A 20599-nucleotide genomic window follows, 5' to 3' on the forward strand; every position below is an offset into this window, starting at 1 on the left:
TATCGAATTTGTACGGCAAATTTACAGAAAAAGAAATACATAGCAGCAACTTTATGAAAGGATATTTGTTATTTAATGTAAAAACGAATAAAATTCAATGTTTGAGTAGCAAAAGCGAGCGGATAACGGTTGTTGGCAACAGCTATTGCGGCTGTATCGTGGTTTCGTTTTCTTGTTATTGCAGCACGACATTGCGTGTATTACGATATTGTTTAACGTGAGTTCGGCATAAGAAAAGCAAGGTTAAACAAGCAATCTCGCAGATGTGTTTAAGTAAATCCCTTGATGCAATAGTGAACGTTTTCAGTTTAGCGTTGTAAATCTTATACCGAACTCACGTTTATTTAGTTGGAACGATGCAAAAAACGTAATGTTTTTTCTCTGTTTACAGCAAAGAATTGTATTTTTGCAAGCAACTACGAACAAGATTAACGGCAATGTGTGCATCGCCGAAAATGGTGCAGAACGCATTGCGAAGATAATTATCATTACAGAAACGCAATGGAAATACGACCTTTAACAAGTGTGGGAAGTGCCGAAGGAAAAGGTTTTGAATTCGCACATGTTACGACAATGATACCTGTCGGCGACTATGCGGCAGGCTATCGCAATGTAGAAAAGTTTCTCGGATTGTGCCAACAATGCCCTAAGTTTGGCAAATCGTGGACTTGTCCGCCTTGCGAATTTGATGTCAAAGCGTTTGTAGATAAATTTAAATATGCCCATATTCTTGGTTCAAAGATGACTTTCGATGAGGCTACGCTTGCCGAAACAACCACTCCCGAAGCGTAGACAGGGTGTGCAAGGAGGCGATGCGCTACGGACTGACGAAGGCTTCGGCATACCTGCGCCGCTATGAACGCAAGTCGCCCGGTAGCATTTGCTTTCTTGGTTCGCAGTGTTTGCTTTGCGGCGTTAAGCCTGTGCACGTCTGAGTGGCGAACCTTGCCGCCACCCCAACGATGTTCGTGTATCGTTGGAAGCGGTTGGATTCGACCTTGGCAAAACTACGCAAGACCTTTTGGGCATCGAACTGAAATGGGGCAAGCATGGTCGCCTGCCCCAATATATCACGCTTGTTACGGCATTGTTTACCAACGATGCCACGTTGCGGTTGGAATGAGTGGTTTAAAATCCTGCTTTAAATCTTTCTTGCTGTAACGTGAATGCAATGTTGGTCGCGCTCAAAGATAGCCCAACATTCGCCCTTTTGGCGCAAGTCGTAAACTATTTTGCCTAAGATGTTGCACATAACCTCGTTGCTTACGGCTTTTCCGTCCATACTTGTGCGGTTGAAGCGGGTAAAACTTATATCGAAGGTAGTGCCGTACATGTGTGCGGAGTTTGCGCTTGCGGTGCTGTTTGTTTCTCGAAGTGCCTTCACATCTTCACGGGTTCGGAACATCGAGGTTACGATGATGCGATGCTGACGATAGCCTGCAACTTCCAATTCCTCTTGAAACCTTTGAGCAATCTCCTTCAAAATACTCTTGGCACCATTTGTAAGATAAGGCGCAGAGTGGGTCAAAGGGTCTATCAAATAATACTCGTTCGACGTTATTTTCTTCAGTCTTCTATGATTTTCTGCCAGTTTCTCCCTTGTATCAATGGGCGTAACTCCATATTTCTGTGCGGCATATAGCTGTTCGCCATGTAGGTCTTTGAAATGATAGGCACTCTGCATCGTAACATTGTCGTCTCTAAAGGTCTCTCCTTCGCTGCCGGTTTTGCTGCTTGCACATGATGCAGCAAACACCACTACTGACGCAAATACGCCTCCTGAAAGTACGTTTCGCCAGTTCTTCTTTGTGTTGTACTTCTTTCTTGTTTGCATAGTTATTTTGATTGAATAATTATATCTGCTACATCTTTCGGCTCGTTGAAAAGCATTCCCTCTTCCAATTCCTCATCGGTAAGTTCCTTCAACAAGTCTTTTGCAGTCTTCTCGTCGATAATAGGCTTTCCTTTGGCATCTTTTCGTGCCAAAAGTTCGTCCAGAATGAGTTGTCTATATTCTTGTATTTCCATATTTTAAAAGGTTGAATAACGGATAAAATCTGTTGCAAAGATAGTATTTTTTTCTTTCAGCAATACTTTATTTAGTATCTTTGCGCTATAAATAAATTATTTTCACATAATGCAACATATACAAACATACGAGTCGCCTTTGGGCGAATTGACTTTCGTGAGCGATGGAGTAGCCCTGTTGGGCGTGTGGTACGAGAGGCAAGAACCTTTAGAACAGTTCCTGCAATCGCCATACGAAACGTGCAATTTGCCTGTGTTTGATGAAACAAGGCGTTGGTTTGACATCTATTTCGATGGGCGAAATCCGAACTTTACACCGCCGTTGCGCTTTGTAGGTACAGATTTTCGCCAACAAGTATGGAATGACTTGCTGCTCGTTCCTTATGGCGAAACCACCACTTACGGCACGTTGGCTAAGCAAACGGCGCACCGTTTGGGCAAAAACAGAATGTTGGCACAAGCCATTGGTGGGGCAGTGGGGCACAATCCTATTTCAATCATCGTGCCGTGCCACCGCGTTATTGGTGCCGACGGTGCACTGACGGGCTATGCAGGCGGCATTTGGCGAAAGGAATATCTGCTGAACTTAGAAGCTAAAAATTGTTTTGGCTAAATTGTACAAAGTCTTTTTTGCATTTTGTTAAATCTATAAATTCGGCATTGTTTTCAAATAATGAAACTTCATCTATTCCCATTCGGTCTTTTGTTGTTTTTATAGCTAAATCCGATTGGTCTATTCCTATCCATTTACGTGATAAACTTGTTGCAGCTTGAAGAGTAGTACCGGAACCGCAAAACGGGTCAAGTACAATACTGTCTTTATTAGACGAAGTTTCAATTATCATCTTAATAAAGTCAATGTTCTTTTCTGTTGGATAAACAGGGTATTGCGGGTCTTTGTATTCCCATATATCTTGGACTCGTTTTCCTTTTTGTTCGTCAGCATAAACTATTTTGCGTGGCACGCCATTTGCCGACCATTCTATTAAGCCTTCTTTGTCCCATTGATTTAAAGTTTCAACATCTGTGCGCCAATGTCTTCCCACAGGTGGTAGCATACCTTTAAATTTTTGCGGGTTTAAAGTTTCGCCCGGTGCATGTATTGGAACTGTTGTATAAGGTCGCCCATTTTTATTTTTCTTAAAAAGTCTGTTTATATCTTCATCGGTATAGGTTGTTCTTGGTTCGTTCCAAATAGGATTTTGCCCTTTTGAATAGAACAAAATCATATCTTTTATATTTCCATATCCTATCTTATTGAAATTTTTGGGGTTGCATTTTATTCGTGTTATGTCGTTTCTAAAGTTTTCTATGCCAAACACTTCATCTAACATTACTTTTACATAATGTCCTATTTTATAGTCAGTATGAATATAGAATGAACCTTTATCAGAAAGTAATTCGTGCATAAGAATTACTCTTTTTTTAATATATTCTACAAATTCTTTGCCTGTAAGTTTATCCGAATAAGCTATTTCTCCACGCTGTGAATTGCTTATTGTAGTTGCTCGTCCATTGGTAATCGTAAAATTTCCATTGGTAGCAAAAGGAGGGTCGGTATATATTAAATCAATTTTACCTGCCAACCCCTTTTGCTTGATAAGAAATTCTAAACCTACTAAGTTATCTGTTTTTAATAGAATATTCATTATATAGAATATAAAAAATTCTTTAAAAGTAAAGCACTCATAATATTTAAGTCTTTATATTTCCCTGTGATATTTTTATACATCTTATTCTTACCTTTAATGTAGAGAACTCCATCTAATATGGCAATCTTTTCAGCTTTTGCATTACTTTCAATGACAGCTATTGCATCGTTGAACTGTGCATTTTGATGTCCACCGAAATCTGAAAGGAATTTGGCTTCTCCAATAATGTATTTACCATTCATTCGAGCTATAAAGTCTAACCCTTTTTCATGTGTATAGGATAACCTTTCTTTTGCAAAGCTCTGCATTTCTTTATCTGAACCATCTAAAATTCCATCATCGCTTGTTTTGGAAAACTCGTCTAAGTTCATCAGAGATATACCAAAATCGGTATTTCTTATCCAATTTTTAAACATTGGTCCTATCTGTCGATTTGTTTCTTTGGGCTGACTGCATTTATCGTACAGTTGTTGTAAGTCCATTTCAAGAATTTCAGAAGCTAATCTCTGAATGGTCTTAGGGTTGCGAGTTATAGCATTTTTATCTCTTTTTAAATATGCCACATAACTATCTTTTATTGGGAACAATTTCAGTTTAAGAAGGTTTCTGATGAGTTCTTCATAGTTTCGAGTATTATACGAGCTCTCAATTTTTCCCCAAACCGTTTTATCTATCTCTCTTATACCATTTGGAATTGTTGGATATACTTTAAATAAATCGTCCAAATAGGATTTTTGTTGAGCATATTCAATGCTCTGTTCCATAAACCAATTCATAGGAATATTATGTTTTATTATAACGTTATGCTATATTTAGCTCGAATGCAAAAGTAGCTAATTTATTTGGATATTTCAAATTTAGTAACTTAAAATGTTTTATTATAGTTAGTATATTCTACATAAGATGAATAGTAAAATATACACCACATCTGCTTTTTTGTTATCGTTAAAAGGTATTGATGATTAATTATATAATTTGTTTGCCGATTTACTTACACGTAAAGAAATATTTATTTACGTGTAAGTAAATTATTATTTACGTGTAGAGAAATATTTATTTACACGTAAATAATTTGGTAGACTTGCTTTTAAAACGAATGCAAGGTATAGGAAGGAGCAGGGAAATGGGATAGAAAGCACTCCGAAACCTATATGCGGGTGAGGCTTGGGGGCGTGAAAGGTAGGTATATTGTGGTATGTTGAAAACGAAAAGCGGGCGTGCCGGAAATTCAATTCGGCACACCCGCTTAAAGTATAATGCTTTTAAGAGCAAACTTCTGAAGAAGTTTCTCGTTTTATTTCAATATCATCTTCTTTACAAAAGACTTGTTGCCATCTACGCACTTGATAACGTAGATGCCACTTGGAATAGACCGGTTAGGCACCTCGACACCATAGACGTTGTAGATGAATACCTTTCCGGCGAAACCATTGACATTCAGTGTGCCGTTGGCGAAAGTAAATTCGGGTACAAGAAGTGTACGGTTGTCCATGATAGACATAGCCGGGTCCGGAGTAACCTTTGTTTCAGCGGCATTCTCTATTTGTCCTTTGGCATTGATGAGCAGGGCAACGAGGTAGAGATTGTCAGGGTTTTGAACATTCTGAGGTACGTCAAGCTGAACTGCATACTCTACGGTCTGGTCTGCTTCTACACTGGCAGGAATGCTGCCGGTTGCTCCACTGTAGTTGTAGTTCATACGTGCCACATGGTTCATATCGATAGAAACCGGGCTTGGATAGTCTTCCCAACCTCCCATTTTGCCTTTACTTCCTCCGGCATAATAGTTGTTTTGTTTGTAACCCTTGACGCCATTCTCTATCAGAACGAAAGAAACCTTGTAGTTTACGCCTTGTTCTTCGGCGAAGAATGTGGCGAAAGCCTTTGCATTGATACGTTTCTTGGTGTCGTCAGAGAAGTCTGCCTTCACCTCTACGCCTACATTCGGTGCATTCTCAACAATCTTGTTGTGCATCACTTCCAGTGTTTTGGCGTCCGGAGATGTAGCATTTTTCTTGTCGCGATTGACATAGCACTTGGGAAAACCTGAGAAGGTTAGTTCCTTGTAAGAGCCGGTTTCCAATGCGTCTTGTTTATGAACGGCAATACCGATAAAGGTTTCAGGATACGTTTTGGACATATATTCGAAGCCAACGATACCTGTTGGGCAGTAGCCACACCATAAACCTGTTCCCTCTTCTACGACAACGCGCTGTTGAGGCACTGCGTCCTTTACCTTTACGTTGGTGTAGTCGATATTGTTGCCTGCATAGGCGTCAGCTTCGCCATCAACACTGATGAGGCGGAACTTAACGGTTTGGGTGCCATACTCCTTGAAACCGGCATAGTTGATGGTAAATTCTTTTTCGACATTGGTGCCCATTGTAGTTGTGAATTCTTCTACTTTCTCTTCCGCATCGCCTATTGTATAGCCCACTTTCAAGGTTCTGGCAATGCTTGAACTCAAGTTCATAATGCCAAAGCTGAGCTTGCAAGGTGCATCTTTCTTCACGATAACGTTGCGGTTGGCATAGAGCCACAAGTCTTTGGGCATATCTTCGCCTTCAATCTTTGCCTGTATGGCGAGTGCGAGTGCATTGTAATTCTTGTCGGTAGCATAGTTTTTCCAGCCTCCGCCCAAGTTAGCCCAGCACCCGTTCTCTGAATAAGTAGCCGAATGACCCAACGATTTCTTGGTTCCATCGTAGCTGTAGCCAATGTAGAATGCCTCTCCGTCGATGGTGTAAGCCGAACTTAGCTTCACATCGTTCCAGCCATTGTAGAGCTTTCCGGCTTTCTTTGATTCGATAAGGTCGCCATCAAGATTCTTTGTAATAAAGACATTAACGTTGTCGGACATGGCTGCCAAGCCTATTTTGATGGTAGAAATGGTTTTTCCTTTGTACAGTTGAGCAACCTCAGCCGGAATGTAAATGGCTCCTTTGGCTTTTATTTTAGAGCCAAACTCGCCTGTAACTTTACCATTGCTGTATCCCCAGAAACAATAGGTGGGCGTTGCTCCGGTCTCAATAGCGATGAAGCTGAACAATAACAGGAAAATAGAGATGATTTTTTTCATAAGATATTTGTGTTTAACGGTTTATATGTATTTTCTTCGTAATAACTTTTGCGCCGTTCGTAGCCTTTACAACATAGAGTCCATTGCCTAATTGGCCGGTGCTAACCTTTCTGCCTGCAATATCGTAAATGCCTACAAGCTGATAGCCTTGCGACATAATCAGGCTGCCATTCACTACACGGAAGGCGTTGTTGGGGCTGTAAGTGTGTGATGTAATGCCTGATACGGAAGAGCAAAAAGCCTGTGTGGTATTGTAAACGGTGCGCTTAGCCACGTCTGCGTTGTAGTTGCTGACGAAAGAAACAACGCGCATATTGTTTACATTCCATTCCGGCTTTATGTTTACAGAGTAGGTCTTCTCGAAGTCGTAGCCTGAAATATCCAAGGCATCGCCCCATGCGTTACCGCTGAGCACGGCACGTATTACACCATTTTGCACAAAAACGTCCTTTCCTTGCTGCTGTGTACTCTTTATGCTGTCTTCTACAAGCCAAGTCGTTAGGCGTAAATCGGTCTGCAATGGCATCTCGTTTGTTCCGGCATGGCCGCTGATTTTTACATTCAGTTTGTTGCCGTTGGCATCGGTTTGTGGCTCTGCTTTCAATGTAACGAAAGAGTATTGGGATTTGGCTAAGTCAAGGAACTTAGCTACTTCCTCCTCGTTTGCAATGAAGTAGGCCGGTCCCGGGTCTTCAAGACCTGTTACAATAATGCGGTCAGCGGCAATTGCAGGAACGAAAGTCTTTGATTTTCCGTATAGTTGTTCGTATTCTGTGTCTTGAGGAATACGGAACTGGTCCTTATGTTCCTTGTAGTCCAAGTGGTGTTTCACGCGGATAACGTCTTTGCGTGGGTTCAGAACATTGCTGTAAAGTTCGTCTGCCGTAGCGCATTCGTCGTAGCCTTCAGAGCTAAATTCCTCAAAGAGGACTGTACGTTCAACCGGTTTTGTACCTTCCTTGATAGCGAAACCTTTGGTCTCTTTTGAATTATCGCTCATATCAGGGTCGGTTGTACCGTTTACTTTTGTTACAGTAAAGGTGGCTGTGTAGTTTCCTTCTGCGGGAATAGGGATATTATCAAGTATTATCTGTTGAGGAATATTGTTTGGAACATTGAAGCCATTTAGTGTTATTTCTTTGCTCTGTACACCTTTTGCTGAAACGGTGACCGTGAGAGAATTTATAGGTGTTATGCCATTGTTCTGAATATAAGCCATGTAAGACTTAGGCATGTTCTGTTCGACAAATTCACTACCATCTTCAGTTGTAAGTTTCATCAAAGATATATCATTGTTGGGAATATTGTCGCCCGATACAGCCACACGGATACAAAGGTTCTTGTCGATACCGGTTGTATTGTTGTACCAGTTGCCGTCATAGCCATACCAGTTCTTTCCCACTACGGAGTAAGGACTTTCGTCGAACAAAATGCAGTCGTATGCTTCTCCGTCGTTCAGGTAAAGCATGTAGCCGATATAGAGATCCATATCTTTCTTGATGGTTACAGGATTGCTGAATTTCATCTTGTTCCACCCCTCTGTGTAGGTTTTAGAGGAACCTTTTGCCAGTGTGGTTTCCTTCATGTAGTCCAAATCTGTGCATATAAAGTATTCAACTCTTTGTCCACGTTTTGGTTTAATGGCAAATTCAATTGCATCAATCTTGTCGCCAACATACTTGTTCAGCAGTTCCGGAGGGTAATGCGCAGCCGCATGGTAGGTATGTGAACCTGTTATTTGCGCAATAAGTCCTCGGCTAACCTCTGTGGTGCAGTAGCCGATGTGCATGCCCTCGCCCGAAGTTGGTGCGGTAAGACTTTGGTTTGAAGAGAGAAGTTGTCCTAATTTAAACGGATTTTCGTTTGCTGTTTGAGCAAACAAGCCTCCCCCCGTGAAGGGGAGACTTGCAAGCGATAACAGAAATATAGATTTTCTGATAGAGTTCATTGTTATTTTACATTAAGTTTTACACTGGTAGCTGCACCATTCCGGTCGATAGTGCGAACGATGTAAAGGCCTGTAGGCAAGTTGAGTTTTGTCTTTTCGTTGCCTGAAACTTTGACAGTCTTGACGAGTTTGCCATCTACTGAGTAGAAGTTGGCAATCTGAATGTCCTTCATGAAAGTCATTATGCCGCTGTTAGCATCGTAGAAGAATGTCTTGCCTGCTACGTATGTGTTGTTGATACTGTTTGGAACATCAATTCCAAGATAGAGAATTGGAGCTGACCTGTAAACGTGCGACTTGGTTGCATCAAACGGAGACTTGTTTGAATACTCCAATGTACGGTAGTTATTTGCGGTGTTATTCCAATTGCTGTTGAACACTTTGTAAAGTGCACAGAACTGAATGTCAGATGGTACGGCACCTTCTTTGTCGAATACTACAACAAGGTTCTTTGTGTTGTCGTACTTGAAAGGAGTGTTGAGGTCGAACGCCAAGATGTTGTCGCGACCCGGTTGGAGTGTAAATGTACCATCGTAAACGAGAGTTAGCTCGTTTTCCGGCAACCATTCATCGTTAGTTGTGAAATTCTTCTTGTCTGTGTGGCCAAGGTAAATCTTCACATTGAATGGGTCGGTTCTGTCGGTCAGGTTATCGTTTGAGTTGTAGATGTAGCCCAGACGCTTGATTTGACCACCCTTTTCTGCATTGACTTCAGTAGAAAGGTAAACAGACTGCGTCTTTTCATATGCATCGCTGTTAAGACAAGGACCGTGAGTATCTTCTTTTTCGTCCTTTCCACTGGTAACGATATTGGTCCATGGAGTTGTGCCGGCAGGATAAACCTTGATATGTGCAATGGCAGTTGTATCGTTCTTGTGGTCTTGGTCGCCCTCGAGGTCTACTACAGCGAAGAAGTCGAACATACCGTCTTTGGTTGGTTTGAATGTTACAGGAATATCTGCTACCTTACCGGCTTCTATTGTTGGAACTTCTGTTGTTTCGCCAACAAGTGTCTTGGTGCCTTCGTCGTCGCAATATACCTTAACGCTATATTTGCTCTGAGTCTTGGAACCTACATTGCGTACTTTAACGGTACATTTATTGTTATAGTCGGCAACTGCTTCCTGAATGCCGTCAATAGAGAATGCTTTTAAGTCATTTTCTGCAACGTAGTCTACATTGATACCAAAGAGTTTAAAACAGTTGTATTGGTTATGAGTTGCAACAGACATACCGAAGTAGTATGTTCCTGTAGTTGGTGCTGTGAACATATCTTCGAATTTCTCGCGAGTGTACATATTCTCGTAAGAGTAATCCTTAAGTTCTCTGAGTACTTGTGCTCCTGAGAGGTCTTCTCCGCTTGTACCCATTGTTAACTTTAAGTCGAATGGAGCTTCTCTTTGGTGTCCGTAGAAGTCGGTCGTGATACGATAAGTCTTACCACCTTCGAGCTTGAGAGGAGGTGAAGTAACAAATCCGTCGGCTTCACTGTAATTGCTATAGCCTATCAAACACTTAGAGCCCTCGTCATATCCTCCACAGTAATAGAAGTAGATGACACGGTCGTTCGGGCAATACCAACGATTGGCATCGTCTTGGCTCTCAAATTTCAAATCGATAGGAGTTACTAATGCACTACCTGCCATAATGCCTTCAGATTCTACAATACCACCTTCGCCGGCATTGCTCTTTGCTTGAATCTTATAAGAGTATTTTTGCTGTTCGCCCAAAGTGTTGTCTTCGTATGTTGTTCCGGATAGATCTTTTGCTACAACCACCTTGTCGGGCATACGTGTTAAAGTATAAGTAAGTTCTGATTCTTTGATGTAGCCATTGTTTATGCCCTTTGTGGGAGCCTTCCAAGACAACTCTATGCCGGTGCCTTTTCTCTTTATTTGAATGTCTTGAACAATTCCGGGAACATCTATACCCATGAAACAACGCACGCTATCGGGCACACCCTTCTCGCCGTTAGCGAGTGAAGCAACAACATAATAAGTATTAATACCGGAATATGGGTGCTCGTCTACGTATTTCATAGGTTTGCCCATCATATTCGTTGCATCTACAGTAGCAATGAGGTCGGCATTAGTAGCAGAGAGCAATGTTGCTGTTGGGGTAAGTTCGGTTGTTGCAACATTCTGCTTTTTGCGATACACCAATACTTCCTTGAGGTCTTTCAGGTCGCTCTTATTCCATGCCTTGGTTGGGTTTACCCATTTAATGGTATCGACCATTGCACCGTTGATGTCTGCTTGAGCATCAATATTAGATACCTGTGCAGGTGCTACGCGGCTATCTGCAGTCATATAAGGAATGGTAAGACCTACAAAAGAGTTGCCAACGTTGAACCATGATGTGCTCTTGTAGACTCCGGTTTCAGTGTTAAGCGTATAGATTGTTGTTGCACCATGCTCTCCAACGGGTATCCACCAAAGATTTCCAGTAGTATAATCGAAACTCATAGTACCAAAGTATCTTTGGATATAGACTTCGCCCCATTCGCTCTTACATTCGGCAGCGGCGACTTCATTGAGATTAGTATCAAACTTAACGATTTCTGTTCCAACGATAGTTACGTCTTCAGCACTCTTTGCTTTCGGACGTATCATATAACAGTTACCGTCGTAGTCGAAGCAGAAATTATAATAAACTTGTTCTAAACTCTTAACTTTTGAGAATTCACCGGTTTCTTTATTGAGGGTATAAATTGTAGAGAAAGCTTTTACTATTTTATCCTCTCCATCAATATTTTTGGTTTCATAATCTTTACCGAGACCGTAAATCTGCTTTGAAACGGGATCATAGCTCAACGCATAGATATCATAACCATTATACCATTTGTCCTTTTCATCTTCGTTAAAGGTATAGATGGTTGTGGTATCGCCTGTTGCGACGTCCATCTTTGCAAAGTAAAGTGGTTGTACGCCATAGGTGTAAGAGTGTCCGAAGATTACATAACAGTCTTTTCCATCGTATGCAGAACAAAGAGGACCATGAGCCTGAAATTGGTCATTCTCCGGTGTGAAGTTCTTTATAGTTTCAAACTCTGAGGCTTTAGATGTAAGGAATCTAATCCAACCACGTTTTTTGCTTTGGCCTACTAATTGCCCCGCATACATCGTTACTCCTTTTGCCTTGTCATCAATCGCCTGAGGTGTACGAGGGGGTGGAGCCATCATAGTAGGCAATAGAGGCTTCTCTCCCAATTTAGGGAAACTTTTGATTGTCGTTTGTCCCAAAGTTGGTGTAGCCACCAAACTTGCGAACAAAAGGCCTGCTAAATAAGAATGTTTCATGTTTAATAATAATTTTAAGTTAAAATGGTATGATAATATCTCTCTATCTCTATTTCTTAAGAATTTTTATCGTGTGAGTAATTCCATTCTCGGTGGCTTTCAATAAATAAATACCGGCCGGAATGGTTTCAATGTTGATTTTGTCTGTATTCTTAGCTGACATTATAGTAGCCCCGGAAATGTTCATTATTTCTATCCGATTGCATACAGAAGAAGCATACAGCATGTTGTTCTTTTGGATAACCTTAAACGAATTGTTGCCTATCGTGAGGATACCGGCTGGGTTGTTGTCCTTATACTCTAACATCAAGAAAGGAATATACTCTGAAATAAAAATCTCTTTCTCATTAATAGTTTCCGTCTTATTGTCATATTTTGCTGAACGAGCATCGCCTTTAGGCATATCAAAATGCCATTCAGGGTGTTGTGAACCGGTTAAAACGTTATCACCCGGAAGAGCCTCGAACTTGAAAATGACATTTCCTCCCATATACTTGAACGGTGTATCGAATACTATTTTCAACTCCTTGTTTTCTCCTGTGCCTTCAAGCGTAATGTTTCCTTCGTACACTTTTGTCCAATCAGTTGTATCAAAGAACCCAAGATACCCCGAGTCGGGAGCTTTCATATTATTGCGCTCTGTTGTTTTCATCGAAATCTTGGCTGGGAATGTGTAAGGAGAATTGTTCTTCCCATTATATTTGAATTGTATGGCAGTTATGTCAATATTCTTCTTTCGTATTTCGTTTTCAAGATACAAGCATTGCGCTTGCGCGTATGGTGAAAGTAAATAGAACGGCATTACCCAACCGGAACTGACATCGGTGTTAAGTGTAAGCCACATATCTGCATCAGCGGCAGCCACTTTTACTTTCAAAGGCTTCGTCAGAGCATTGTCTGCCGGATAAGTATCGCCTGCAAGAACGACACGTGCTGAAACGTTCACTTCGCCCTCAGTCTTGGGAGTCCAATATATCATAGTTGTAGTTGTAGCATCGGGAGTGATGGAACTTCCCTTTGCACTTCCCAATACTTCTTGCGTATCGGTGTTGAACAATTCCACTACATAATCATTTACAGTTGCCGAACCTTCATTACCTATGGTAGCAATGAAAGATTGTTCCACGTTGCAATTCGCTGTAATCGACCCTTTCAGTTCTTTTATGCTAAGATCCTTCTCGCTATACTCGCGTAAAGAAACATCTTTCAGGAAGATTTGCCCTTTAAGTGCTTCTGAACAAGCGTGGAAAGCGATGTGCCCATTTCCCGTTTCGCTTGGTGTGAATAAGTCTTTTCCGTAGTAATAGTTTCCGGAAGAAGTGTGGAACTCTTCCAAATCCTTAATCAACGTAGATAGCTTCTCTGGTGTTGGCTGTGTACCATAGAATACTTTCATCTTCTCCATTACCGGTTTGTGTGTCGCCGGGTCTATCCAGTTTGCCGAAAAGTAAGTGTATCTTAACTGATATTTCTTGTTTTTAGAGAATGCCAAAGGTGGAGAAACCAACCAATCGTCAGCACTCTTTTCGCTGCGGTCGTACATTGCGCAAGCAGAAGTTTCGTTGAAGCTCCACGACATACCGTCTTGGTTGTTGTCGATGATGGTCCATTTGTCGAACTCGTCTTTTGCGCCAAGACTCGAGATAAACGGAATTGTCTCTATCGAACCAAAAGCAACGATGTTGGAAGTGGCAGAAAGTCCTTTACCTTTCTTGTTGCAAGCCGTTACAACATAGCTGTAACCTGCATGGCTTTTCACGTTGTCTTTCACCGAACGTGCGGCAGTTCCGGTAACAATCTTCACGCTATCGGGCAAGCGCATTACATCGTAGGTGAGGGTTGAGTTGTCGAAATACCCATCGTGCGCACCTGTTGTCGGTTCGTTCCAAGTAATAGTACCTTCCGTTCCGTTTGCTACAAGTTTGACATTTACGGGTGCACCCGGTACGTCTTCGCCAACGAAAGCAGCTGCTTCTTTATAAACGCCATCTCCGTGCGTATTGTAAGGCACCACCTTATATATATAGTAGCCTTCAGAAAGTTCAGTGTCTTTCCAAGTCATCTGCTCGCCTTTTCCTGTCATATTTAAAGTTTTGACGAGTTCATTATTGCGGTAAATTTTTATTCCGTCAATGGTTGTCAAACTCTTATTACGGTAATTGAGAGTTGGGGTTGTCCAAGACAAGGTGGCATTGTTGGCTCCTTGTTCTCCAGCTTTTATAGCAAGACCCTTTACAAACGACGGTGCTTCGTCTGCCACATATTGGTACGAAATAGCCATTGAAAGCAATTGCAATTCATCTACTATGAGTTTTTGGCTCATTGAAGTTCCTGTTTCAGGATTTAATTCTACCAAATATGATTTTCCGTCAGCTGCCTGAGCCGCCCACCACAAACGGTGTGTGGTCTTGTCAAATTCCATCGACTGACTGTAGTTGCCAATGTTGATGCCTGTGCCTGTTGCAGGACTTATGGTTTCTACCGTACAAGTTTGTTTCCCTGCATCTATGGAACTTTGATTTATTTTTACGAGAAAGGATTTTTGAATATCTCTTTCACATGTTACGGCATATAAGAAACCGTTGTCTGCAGAAAGTGTGAAGAAAGGCTTGTTGATAGTTGCAACCTTAGCCAATGCGAAGGTTGTATTATTGATTTCATACAAGTCAGTGGTAAATTTGTCTGTATCATAGTGCATTCCGAAAATCTTTTGGGTCTTCGGGTCATAAGTCATTTCGTCCAAAATCAGTATCGGTGTATTCTCCGGGAAGGTAGTTTTACTTTCGTATTCACCTGTTATCGGGTCTATGATACTTATTCCCTTGGGCATAAGCACATTCGAATACAATGTGGTTTCATAAGCAATATATTTATTCTCAACGTATGTTCCTGCTGTAAAGACAGGTGTTTTCCCCAATATAGTGCCATAATCTTTTATCAAAGTGTATTTGTTGGGAAAATCTGTTCTGAAACCGGTCAGTCCATTGGTGCGGTATTTCATGTCATAGCGCAGATAACCACAGATTTCTGCTTCTCCGTCAGGCACATTATATATAGGTACTCTGTTTTCGTGAATGCCTGTTTTTAAAGGTTGTGCACTACAAAGGCTGTTAATTCCAAATAGAATTGATAATACAATAAGTAACTTTTTTTTCATATGTAACTGCTTTTAGGTAGGTTTTGGCTTATAGCGTTTGGGGTAAAGTTACGGCTTTTTTATAAATTCAAGTGCGTTTTTAAAAACGTAGAGTGTATTTTTTATCATTAAATAACAAAACAGGGCGTTATCAGACTTTTCGTTATACAATAATTAACTAATAGGAGCTTTATTCCCGCCAAACCGTTCTAAATGTCTTAAATTTTAACAATTCGGCATGTTTATACGGTTTATATTCCGTATAAGATGAAATAATAAAAGGTTTTGGAGAAGTTTCCAAAACCTTTTACCGTTGATTATCTTATTTATTTTTCATCATTTCGCGCACCGCTCTTTCCAATTGTCGGTCGTAACCGTTAATGTAATCGGCCGGCGTGTTATATACTTCGATGTCGGGATTAAGCTGTAAGTTCTCTGCAAATCTGCCACTCATATCCTGACAACCTACTTGCGGAATACCGAATATCATACCATTGATGAGCGTTTCCCACCAAACGGCAGTCATTGTACCTGCGATTGGCGCACCGATGAGTTTACCGATGCCAAGGTATTTATAGATTTGTGGGAAGCCCATACCATTGCTGTAATCGTCTTCGCAAATCAGAACGCACGACGGTTTGTTCCATTTGTTGAATGGGTCGTTGCCGATGTGCTTGCCGTGCGGTATGAATTTCTGATATTCTTTACCGCTAAGAAGAGTGCAAAGGTCGTCGTGCAACCACCCACCACCGTTGTGGCGTTCGTCCACGATTACGGCGTCTTTCACACGATTTTCGGCACTTAACAACTCGCTGTATACGGTACGGAAGCTCGAACTGTTCATTGCCTTGACGTGAACGTAGCTATACGCCCTCCGGAAATGCTATCAACGAAAGCGCGGTTGCGGTCTACCCAACGCTTGTAAAGCAATTCGTCTTGCTGTCCTTTGCTTATTGCCTTCACGGTAACGTCGAAACGCTTTTTGTTATCAGGGTTGTAAACCGATACAATGACACGTTTTCCTATCTTGCCATCGAGCATATTGTTGTAGTCTTTGCCTTTAAGGATAGGCTCTCCGTCAATCTTTTCGATGATGCAACCTGCTGTTACACCTGTCTTGCGTACGGCAAACGGACCGCGCTTAATCACCTCTTCCACTTTCAAACCGTCGCCATCGTAAGCGTTATCGAAGAAAAGACCCAATGCTGCCGTGTATAGCGAAGGATTGTCGCCATAGTAGCGTGCCCCCGTATGCGATGCGTTCAACTCGCCGAGCAACTCTCCAAGCATGTCGCGGAAGTCGTATTCATTATTAATATAAGGTAAGAAGCGTTGGTAAATCTTGCGATAGCCTTCCCAATCCACGCCGTGAATGTCTTCTACATAGAACTTATCCTTCACCTGTTGCCATACGTGGTTGAAGATGTATTCGCGTTCTTGGTAAGGCTTGTAGTCGAAACGAGCTTCAAAGTTAATGTTTGAGCTTGACTGTTTGGCAAGGTCTACCTTCTTAATGCCATTACGAACACAAAGGTAAAGGTTCTTGAAGTCTTTGTCGGCTTCTAACGAACCGCCACCCACTTCTTTCATTACGATTTGCGTCTTACCCTCTTTCAGGTCGCGTTTCCAAAGGTCGTAGCCTCCTTCAAAGGCTGCTTGATAGTACAGAACATCGCCTTCAGGGTTTAAAACGGCATCGCCCAATCGAGAAGAATTTACCGTTAGGCGTACAATACGGTCGCGACAGTTTTCCAAATCGAATTGTAAAGGCTTAATGTTTTCCTTTTTCTTCTCGTCGTCTTTCGTTTCTTTGTCGTCCTTTTTCTTTTCCTTTTCAGCTTCGTTGAGCATTTCCCGTTCTTCTTTCGACATGCGGAAACGGTCGTAAGCATCAAGGTCGAAGAACATTAAGTAGGCATCAGACTCTGCACCCCAACTTCCGTGGCTGCGATAGCCCGCACGGTCGCTGAAGAACAACATAGCCTTTCCCTTCAACACCCATTTGGCACCGTTGTCGTTGTAACCGCTTTGTGTAAGGTTGAAAGGTGCTTTTTTGCCCGAAGCGTCTACGAGCGAGATGTCCGGATTGTTCCAACCTGCATTGCCCATGTAGGGGGTTAAGAGCCAGCGACTGTCGGGACTCCATGAGAACCATATATCGCCGTCGCTGTAAGAATAAAGGTCTTTGCCGTCGGTAGCTGTTATAACGTCTTTCGACTTGAGGTCTAAAACTTTCAGCGATGCACGGTTTTCAAAGAAAGCCACCTTCTTTCCGTCGGGGCTGTATTGCGGCATCTGCGACGTTTGGTCGGTGTCGGTCAGGCGTTCTTCCACCAGTTCCGTTGCATAGGTGAAGTTCTTTTCATCTTTATTCTTAATCTTTGTCTCGTAAATCTGCCAAATTCCGTTGCGTTCCGAGCCGTAGACAATGCCTCTGCCGTCAGGTGCAAAGTCGATGTCGCGCTCTTGCTCTGCCGTGTTTGTTACTTGCTTGGTTGTACGGTAGTCTAACGAAGTAACGTAAACATCGCCGTGCAGCACGAATGCAATTTCCTTTCCCTTTGGCGAAAGTTTTATTTCGGTTGCCCCCGTTGTGCGTATTTGGCGCACAAGGTCTTTGTCTATTTGGTCGGTAACAACGTTGATGTTCACCTTCTTTGGCTGTTCGCCCTCTTTAAGCGTGTAGATTTCGCCATCGTAGCCATAGCATAAAGTGCCGTTGTTCGCCACTGTAAGGAAGCGTACAGGGTTCTTCTTGTGGAATGTAAGTTGCTTTTTGCCACTGCCGTCGATGTTGCGCTTGTAGACGTTGAACGTACCGTCTTCCTCGCTTAGGTAGTAGTAAGCATTGTCGTTGCCTGCCCATACGGGTGTGCGGTCTTCGCCGTTGAAGTCTGTCAGCTTCGTGTAGTTACCCTTGCTGTAAAGCCAAATGTCGCGTGTTACGGGCGAACGGTGATGTTTACGGAAGTTGTCTTCGTAGCCTTTTACATCGTGATAGAGTATGTCGCCATTGCTTCTTACGCTGACATCGCACATCGTCATTGGCGAATAAAGGCGTGGGCGACTTGCGTCGATGCCCACTTCGTAGGTCTGTGGGAATGTGCCTGAAGCAAAGAAGATAGACTTTGCGGTCGGCATAACTGTCGATGTAAACAGCACGTGGCTGTTGTCGGTGAACGCCATTGGCGTTTCGCTGCCACTGTTGGTGGTCAGACGTTTGGGCACGCCACCATTCTTGTCCATCAAGTAGACGTCCATACTGCCCTCGCGTGTAGATGCAAAGGCTATCTTCTGCCCGTCAGGACTCCACACCGGGTAGGCGTCGTAGGCGGAATTGGTGGTCAGTTGCTTTGCAGTTCCACCGTTTACAGGAACCGAAAAGATGTCGCCTTTATACGAAAAAGCAATGGTTTGTCCGTCGGGCGAAATGGCACTAAAGCGCAACCACAACGGAGCGTTGTCGGCAAAGCTGTTGAGCGAAAGACCCAACAGTGCCGCAGTAAGAAGTTTTTTCATTACGTTGATATTGTTTGTTATTATAATTTTGGTTGTGATTTACAGTTTTACAGCTGCCGTATTTTCGGCAAGCCATGCCCTTTCTTCTTCGCTCAGATGGGGCGAGAGCGTTTCGTACACCCTTGCGTGGTAGCGGTTGAGCCACTCTACCTCCTCTGCGGTAAGCAAATCGAAGTCGATGGGCGCAGTGTCGATGGGTGCAAGCGTGAGCGATTCAAACTGAAGGAACGTTCCAAAGTCGGTTTTCTTGTAAGGCTTTATATATAAGGTGTTCTCTATGCGCACCCCGAATTTGCCTGCAAGATAGATGCCCGGCTCGTCGGTAACGGTCATTCCGGCATGCAACGGAGCAGGTCGCCACTCCATACGAATTTGGTGCGGACCTTCGTGTACGTTCAGATAGCTGCCCACACCGTGCCCCGTTCCGTGCATAAAGTTGTATCCCTCGCGCCACATGGCTTGTCGGGCAAAGGCATCTATTTGCGAACCGCATGCTCCGTCAGGGAATTTGCAGAGGTCGAGCTGTATGTGTCCTTTCAGCACAAGGGTGTAAATGTGGCGTTGCTCGTCGGTTATGTCGCCCAATGCAATGGTGCGTGTAATGTCGGTTGTGCCGTCCTGATATTGCGCACCGCTGTCGATGAGCACCAACCCGTGAGGTTCTACCGGAATATCGGTCTGCGGTGTGGCTTCGTAATGAACGATTGCGCCATGTGCTTCGTAGCCCACAATGGAGTCGAACGATATGCCTCTGAACAAATCCTGTTCGGCACGGAGCGACGTTAGTTTCTTTTCGAGCGATATTTCGGTTTGTCCGCCTGCTTCAACAGCGGGTTTCAGCCACTTCAGGAATTTCACCATTGCCACGCCGTCGCGTATCATGGCACGCTTGAAACCTTCTATTTCGGTTTCGTTCTTCACGGCTTTCATTTCGGGAATGGGCGATGTTCCCGCTACGGCACGGCGGCAATTGATTGCGTTGTACACTTTGTGGCTCATTTCTTCGCTATTTACAAGCAGTGCTTCGCCGTCGTATTCAGGCAATGCCAACAGCATTTCGTCGTAGTCTCTTGTTCCTATCTGCTCTTTTTCGAGATAGCTTTGCACTTCCGTTGTCAGTTTGTCGTGGTCGATAAAGAGCGTTGCTTTCGTTGCTTCGATGAGCAGATACGACACGAAAACAGGGTTGCAGTGCACATCGCTGCCGCGCAAATTCAGTACCCAAGCTATTTCGTCGAGTGCCGAAACCAAAATGCCGTCAGCTTGCTGCTCTGCCAATGCCTTGCGAATGCGTGCCAATTTCGATGCAACCGTTTCGCCGGCATACTGCAAAGGTTGTATTTCTATCTTGTTTTTCGGTATGGAAGGGCGGTCGTTCCATATTTCTTCCAATGGGTCGAAGTCGGTATGAACATAGAAATCGCCCCTATCGCGTAAGTCCCAAATAAGTTCGGTAGCGTAAATGTTCGAGCAAAGCGAGCCGTTGATGCCTACATTGATGTCTTCGCAGCCTTTAAACTCGTTCGAAAGCCACTCCGAAATCGTTGGTGTGCCCTCTACACGCTCCTTCATCAGCACATAGTCGGTTCCTTTCAATTGTTCTTCCGCAGCAATGAAATAGCGCGAGTCTGTCCAAAGGGCGGCACTTTTCAGCGTTACTACTGCCGTTCCTGCCGAACCGTCGAAACCCGAAATCCACTCGCGACCTTTCCAATGGTCGGGTATGTATTCGCCTTGATGTGGGTCGGTGCTTGGAAAAATGAAAGCCGAAAGTTTTCTTTTCTTCATCAGCTTGCGCAGTTTCTGCAAGCGTTGCTGTATTTTGTTCTCCATAATTTTGTTGTTTTTGTTCCGATTTCGTAATGTTATCGTGTCGGACAAGTGTTGCTTTCTTGCAGTCCTCGTCCGCACGACGTACCATAAAACTTTTATTCTTTA

13 protein-coding genes and 1 pseudogene are annotated in these 20599 nt (G+C 43.1%); 4 read left to right on the plus strand and 10 right to left on the minus strand.

The window, feature by feature from the left end; genetic code table 11:
* Window positions 1–501 precede the first annotated feature (501 nt).
* From JCM15124_RS16465 to JCM15124_RS16470, 3 genes are read left to right on the plus strand one after another with little or no spacing between them, the layout of a single operon-like run.
* Window positions 502–792 (plus strand): DUF2284 domain-containing protein, encoded by a 291-nt coding sequence (locus JCM15124_RS16465; protein WP_232220082.1) that lies wholly within the window; start codon window positions 502–504, stop codon window positions 790–792.
* A gap of 20 nt (window positions 793–812) precedes the next feature.
* Entirely contained in the window at window positions 813–935 is a 123-nt protein-coding gene (locus JCM15124_RS16925; protein WP_262499265.1) for a hypothetical protein, read from the plus strand.
* A gap of 41 nt (window positions 936–976) precedes the next feature.
* Window positions 977–1123, plus strand: a complete 147-nt coding sequence (locus tag JCM15124_RS16470; RefSeq protein ID WP_232220083.1) for a hypothetical protein — start codon at window positions 977–979, stop codon at window positions 1121–1123.
* Between the two features lie 18 nt (window positions 1124–1141).
* Here JCM15124_RS16470 and JCM15124_RS04630 read toward each other — a convergent pair whose 3' ends face one another.
* The gene (locus tag JCM15124_RS04630) at window positions 1142–1834 is read right to left on the minus strand and encodes a DUF5715 family protein (protein ID WP_024998491.1); all 693 of its coding nucleotides are present in this window, start codon (window positions 1832–1834) and stop codon (window positions 1142–1144) included.
* Window positions 1835–1836: 2 nt separating this feature from the next.
* Entirely contained in the window at window positions 1837–2028 is a 192-nt protein-coding gene (locus tag JCM15124_RS04635; RefSeq protein ID WP_024998492.1) for a hypothetical protein, read from the minus strand.
* A 109-nt stretch (window positions 2029–2137) separates the two neighbouring features.
* Here JCM15124_RS04635 and JCM15124_RS04640 point away from each other — a divergent pair, with 109 nt between their 5' ends.
* Window positions 2138–2641 (plus strand): methylated-DNA--[protein]-cysteine S-methyltransferase, encoded by a 504-nt coding sequence (locus JCM15124_RS04640; protein WP_024998493.1) that lies wholly within the window; start codon window positions 2138–2140, stop codon window positions 2639–2641.
* On the opposite strand, the gene JCM15124_RS04645 is transcribed toward JCM15124_RS04640, so the two are convergent.
* The 8 genes and pseudogenes from JCM15124_RS04645 to JCM15124_RS04680 all read right to left on the minus strand — a co-directional run bounded on the left by JCM15124_RS04645 (window position 2622) and on the right by JCM15124_RS04680 (window position 20494).
* The gene (locus JCM15124_RS04645) at window positions 2622–3677 is read right to left on the minus strand and encodes a site-specific DNA-methyltransferase (RefSeq protein ID WP_232220084.1); all 1056 of its coding nucleotides are present in this window, start codon (window positions 3675–3677) and stop codon (window positions 2622–2624) included. The genes JCM15124_RS04640 and JCM15124_RS04645 overlap by 20 nt on opposite strands.
* Complete coding sequence (locus JCM15124_RS04650; protein ID WP_024998495.1) at window positions 3677–4456, minus strand: restriction endonuclease; 780 nt, start codon at window positions 4454–4456, stop codon at window positions 3677–3679. Before JCM15124_RS04650 ends, JCM15124_RS04645 begins: the two co-directional genes overlap by 1 nt.
* Window positions 4457–4974: 518 nt before the next feature.
* Window positions 4975–6759 carry an Omp28-related outer membrane protein gene (locus tag JCM15124_RS04655; protein ID WP_024998496.1) on the minus strand — a complete coding sequence of 595 codons (1785 nt, stop codon included), beginning with the start codon at window positions 6757–6759 and terminating at the stop codon, window positions 4975–4977.
* Window positions 6760–6772: 13 nt separating this feature from the next.
* Window positions 6773–8707, minus strand: a complete 1935-nt coding sequence (locus JCM15124_RS04660) for an Omp28-related outer membrane protein (protein ID WP_024998497.1) — start codon at window positions 8705–8707, stop codon at window positions 6773–6775.
* Window positions 8708–8709: 2 nt separating this feature from the next.
* On the minus strand, window positions 8710–12006 hold the full coding sequence (locus tag JCM15124_RS04665; protein WP_024998498.1) for a CARDB domain-containing protein: 3297 nt from the start codon (window positions 12004–12006) through the stop codon (window positions 8710–8712).
* Between the two features lie 49 nt (window positions 12007–12055).
* Window positions 12056–15163, minus strand: coding sequence for a T9SS-dependent choice-of-anchor J family protein (locus tag JCM15124_RS04670; protein ID WP_024998499.1), 3108 nt, complete (start codon window positions 15161–15163; stop codon window positions 12056–12058).
* Window positions 15164–15464: 301 nt separating this feature from the next.
* A pseudogene (locus JCM15124_RS13280) lies at window positions 15465–18661 on the minus strand (S41 family peptidase).
* A 39-nt stretch (window positions 18662–18700) separates the two neighbouring features.
* On the minus strand, window positions 18701–20494 hold the full coding sequence (locus JCM15124_RS04680; RefSeq protein ID WP_024998500.1) for an aminopeptidase family protein P: 1794 nt from the start codon (window positions 20492–20494) through the stop codon (window positions 18701–18703).
* Window positions 20495–20599 lie beyond the last annotated feature (105 nt).

It is taken from the genome of Prevotella falsenii DSM 22864 = JCM 15124, from assembly GCF_000613945.1.
GTDB classification, from domain to species: domain Bacteria; phylum Bacteroidota; class Bacteroidia; order Bacteroidales; family Bacteroidaceae; genus Prevotella; species Prevotella falsenii.

What these genes read in the sequence shown, in the direction of transcription:
- JCM15124_RS16465 (WP_232220082.1), top strand. Translation starts at nt 502, where the DNA reads ATGGAAATACGACCTTTAACAAGTGTGGGAAGTGCCGAAGGAAAAGGT.
- JCM15124_RS16925 (WP_262499265.1), top strand. Translation starts at nt 813, where the DNA reads ATGCGCTACGGACTGACGAAGGCTTCGGCATACCTGCGCCGCTATGAA.
- JCM15124_RS04630 (WP_024998491.1), bottom strand. Translation starts at nt 1,834, where the DNA reads ATGCAAACAAGAAAGAAGTACAACACAAAGAAGAACTGGCGAAACGTA.
- JCM15124_RS04635 (WP_024998492.1), bottom strand. Translation starts at nt 2,028, where the DNA reads ATGGAAATACAAGAATATAGACAACTCATTCTGGACGAACTTTTGGCA.
- JCM15124_RS04640 (WP_024998493.1), top strand. Translation starts at nt 2,138, where the DNA reads ATGCAACATATACAAACATACGAGTCGCCTTTGGGCGAATTGACTTTC.
- JCM15124_RS04645 (WP_232220084.1), bottom strand. Translation starts at nt 3,677, where the DNA reads ATGAATATTCTATTAAAAACAGATAACTTAGTAGGTTTAGAATTTCTT.
- JCM15124_RS04650 (WP_024998495.1), bottom strand. Translation starts at nt 4,456, where the DNA reads ATGAATTGGTTTATGGAACAGAGCATTGAATATGCTCAACAAAAATCC.
- JCM15124_RS04655 (WP_024998496.1), bottom strand. Translation starts at nt 6,759, where the DNA reads ATGAAAAAAATCATCTCTATTTTCCTGTTATTGTTCAGCTTCATCGCT.
- JCM15124_RS04660 (WP_024998497.1), bottom strand. Translation starts at nt 8,707, where the DNA reads ATGAACTCTATCAGAAAATCTATATTTCTGTTATCGCTTGCAAGTCTC.
- JCM15124_RS04665 (WP_024998498.1), bottom strand. Translation starts at nt 12,006, where the DNA reads ATGAAACATTCTTATTTAGCAGGCCTTTTGTTCGCAAGTTTGGTGGCT.
- JCM15124_RS04670 (WP_024998499.1), bottom strand. Translation starts at nt 15,163, where the DNA reads ATGAAAAAAAAGTTACTTATTGTATTATCAATTCTATTTGGAATTAAC.
- JCM15124_RS04680 (WP_024998500.1), bottom strand. Translation starts at nt 20,494, where the DNA reads ATGGAGAACAAAATACAGCAACGCTTGCAGAAACTGCGCAAGCTGATG.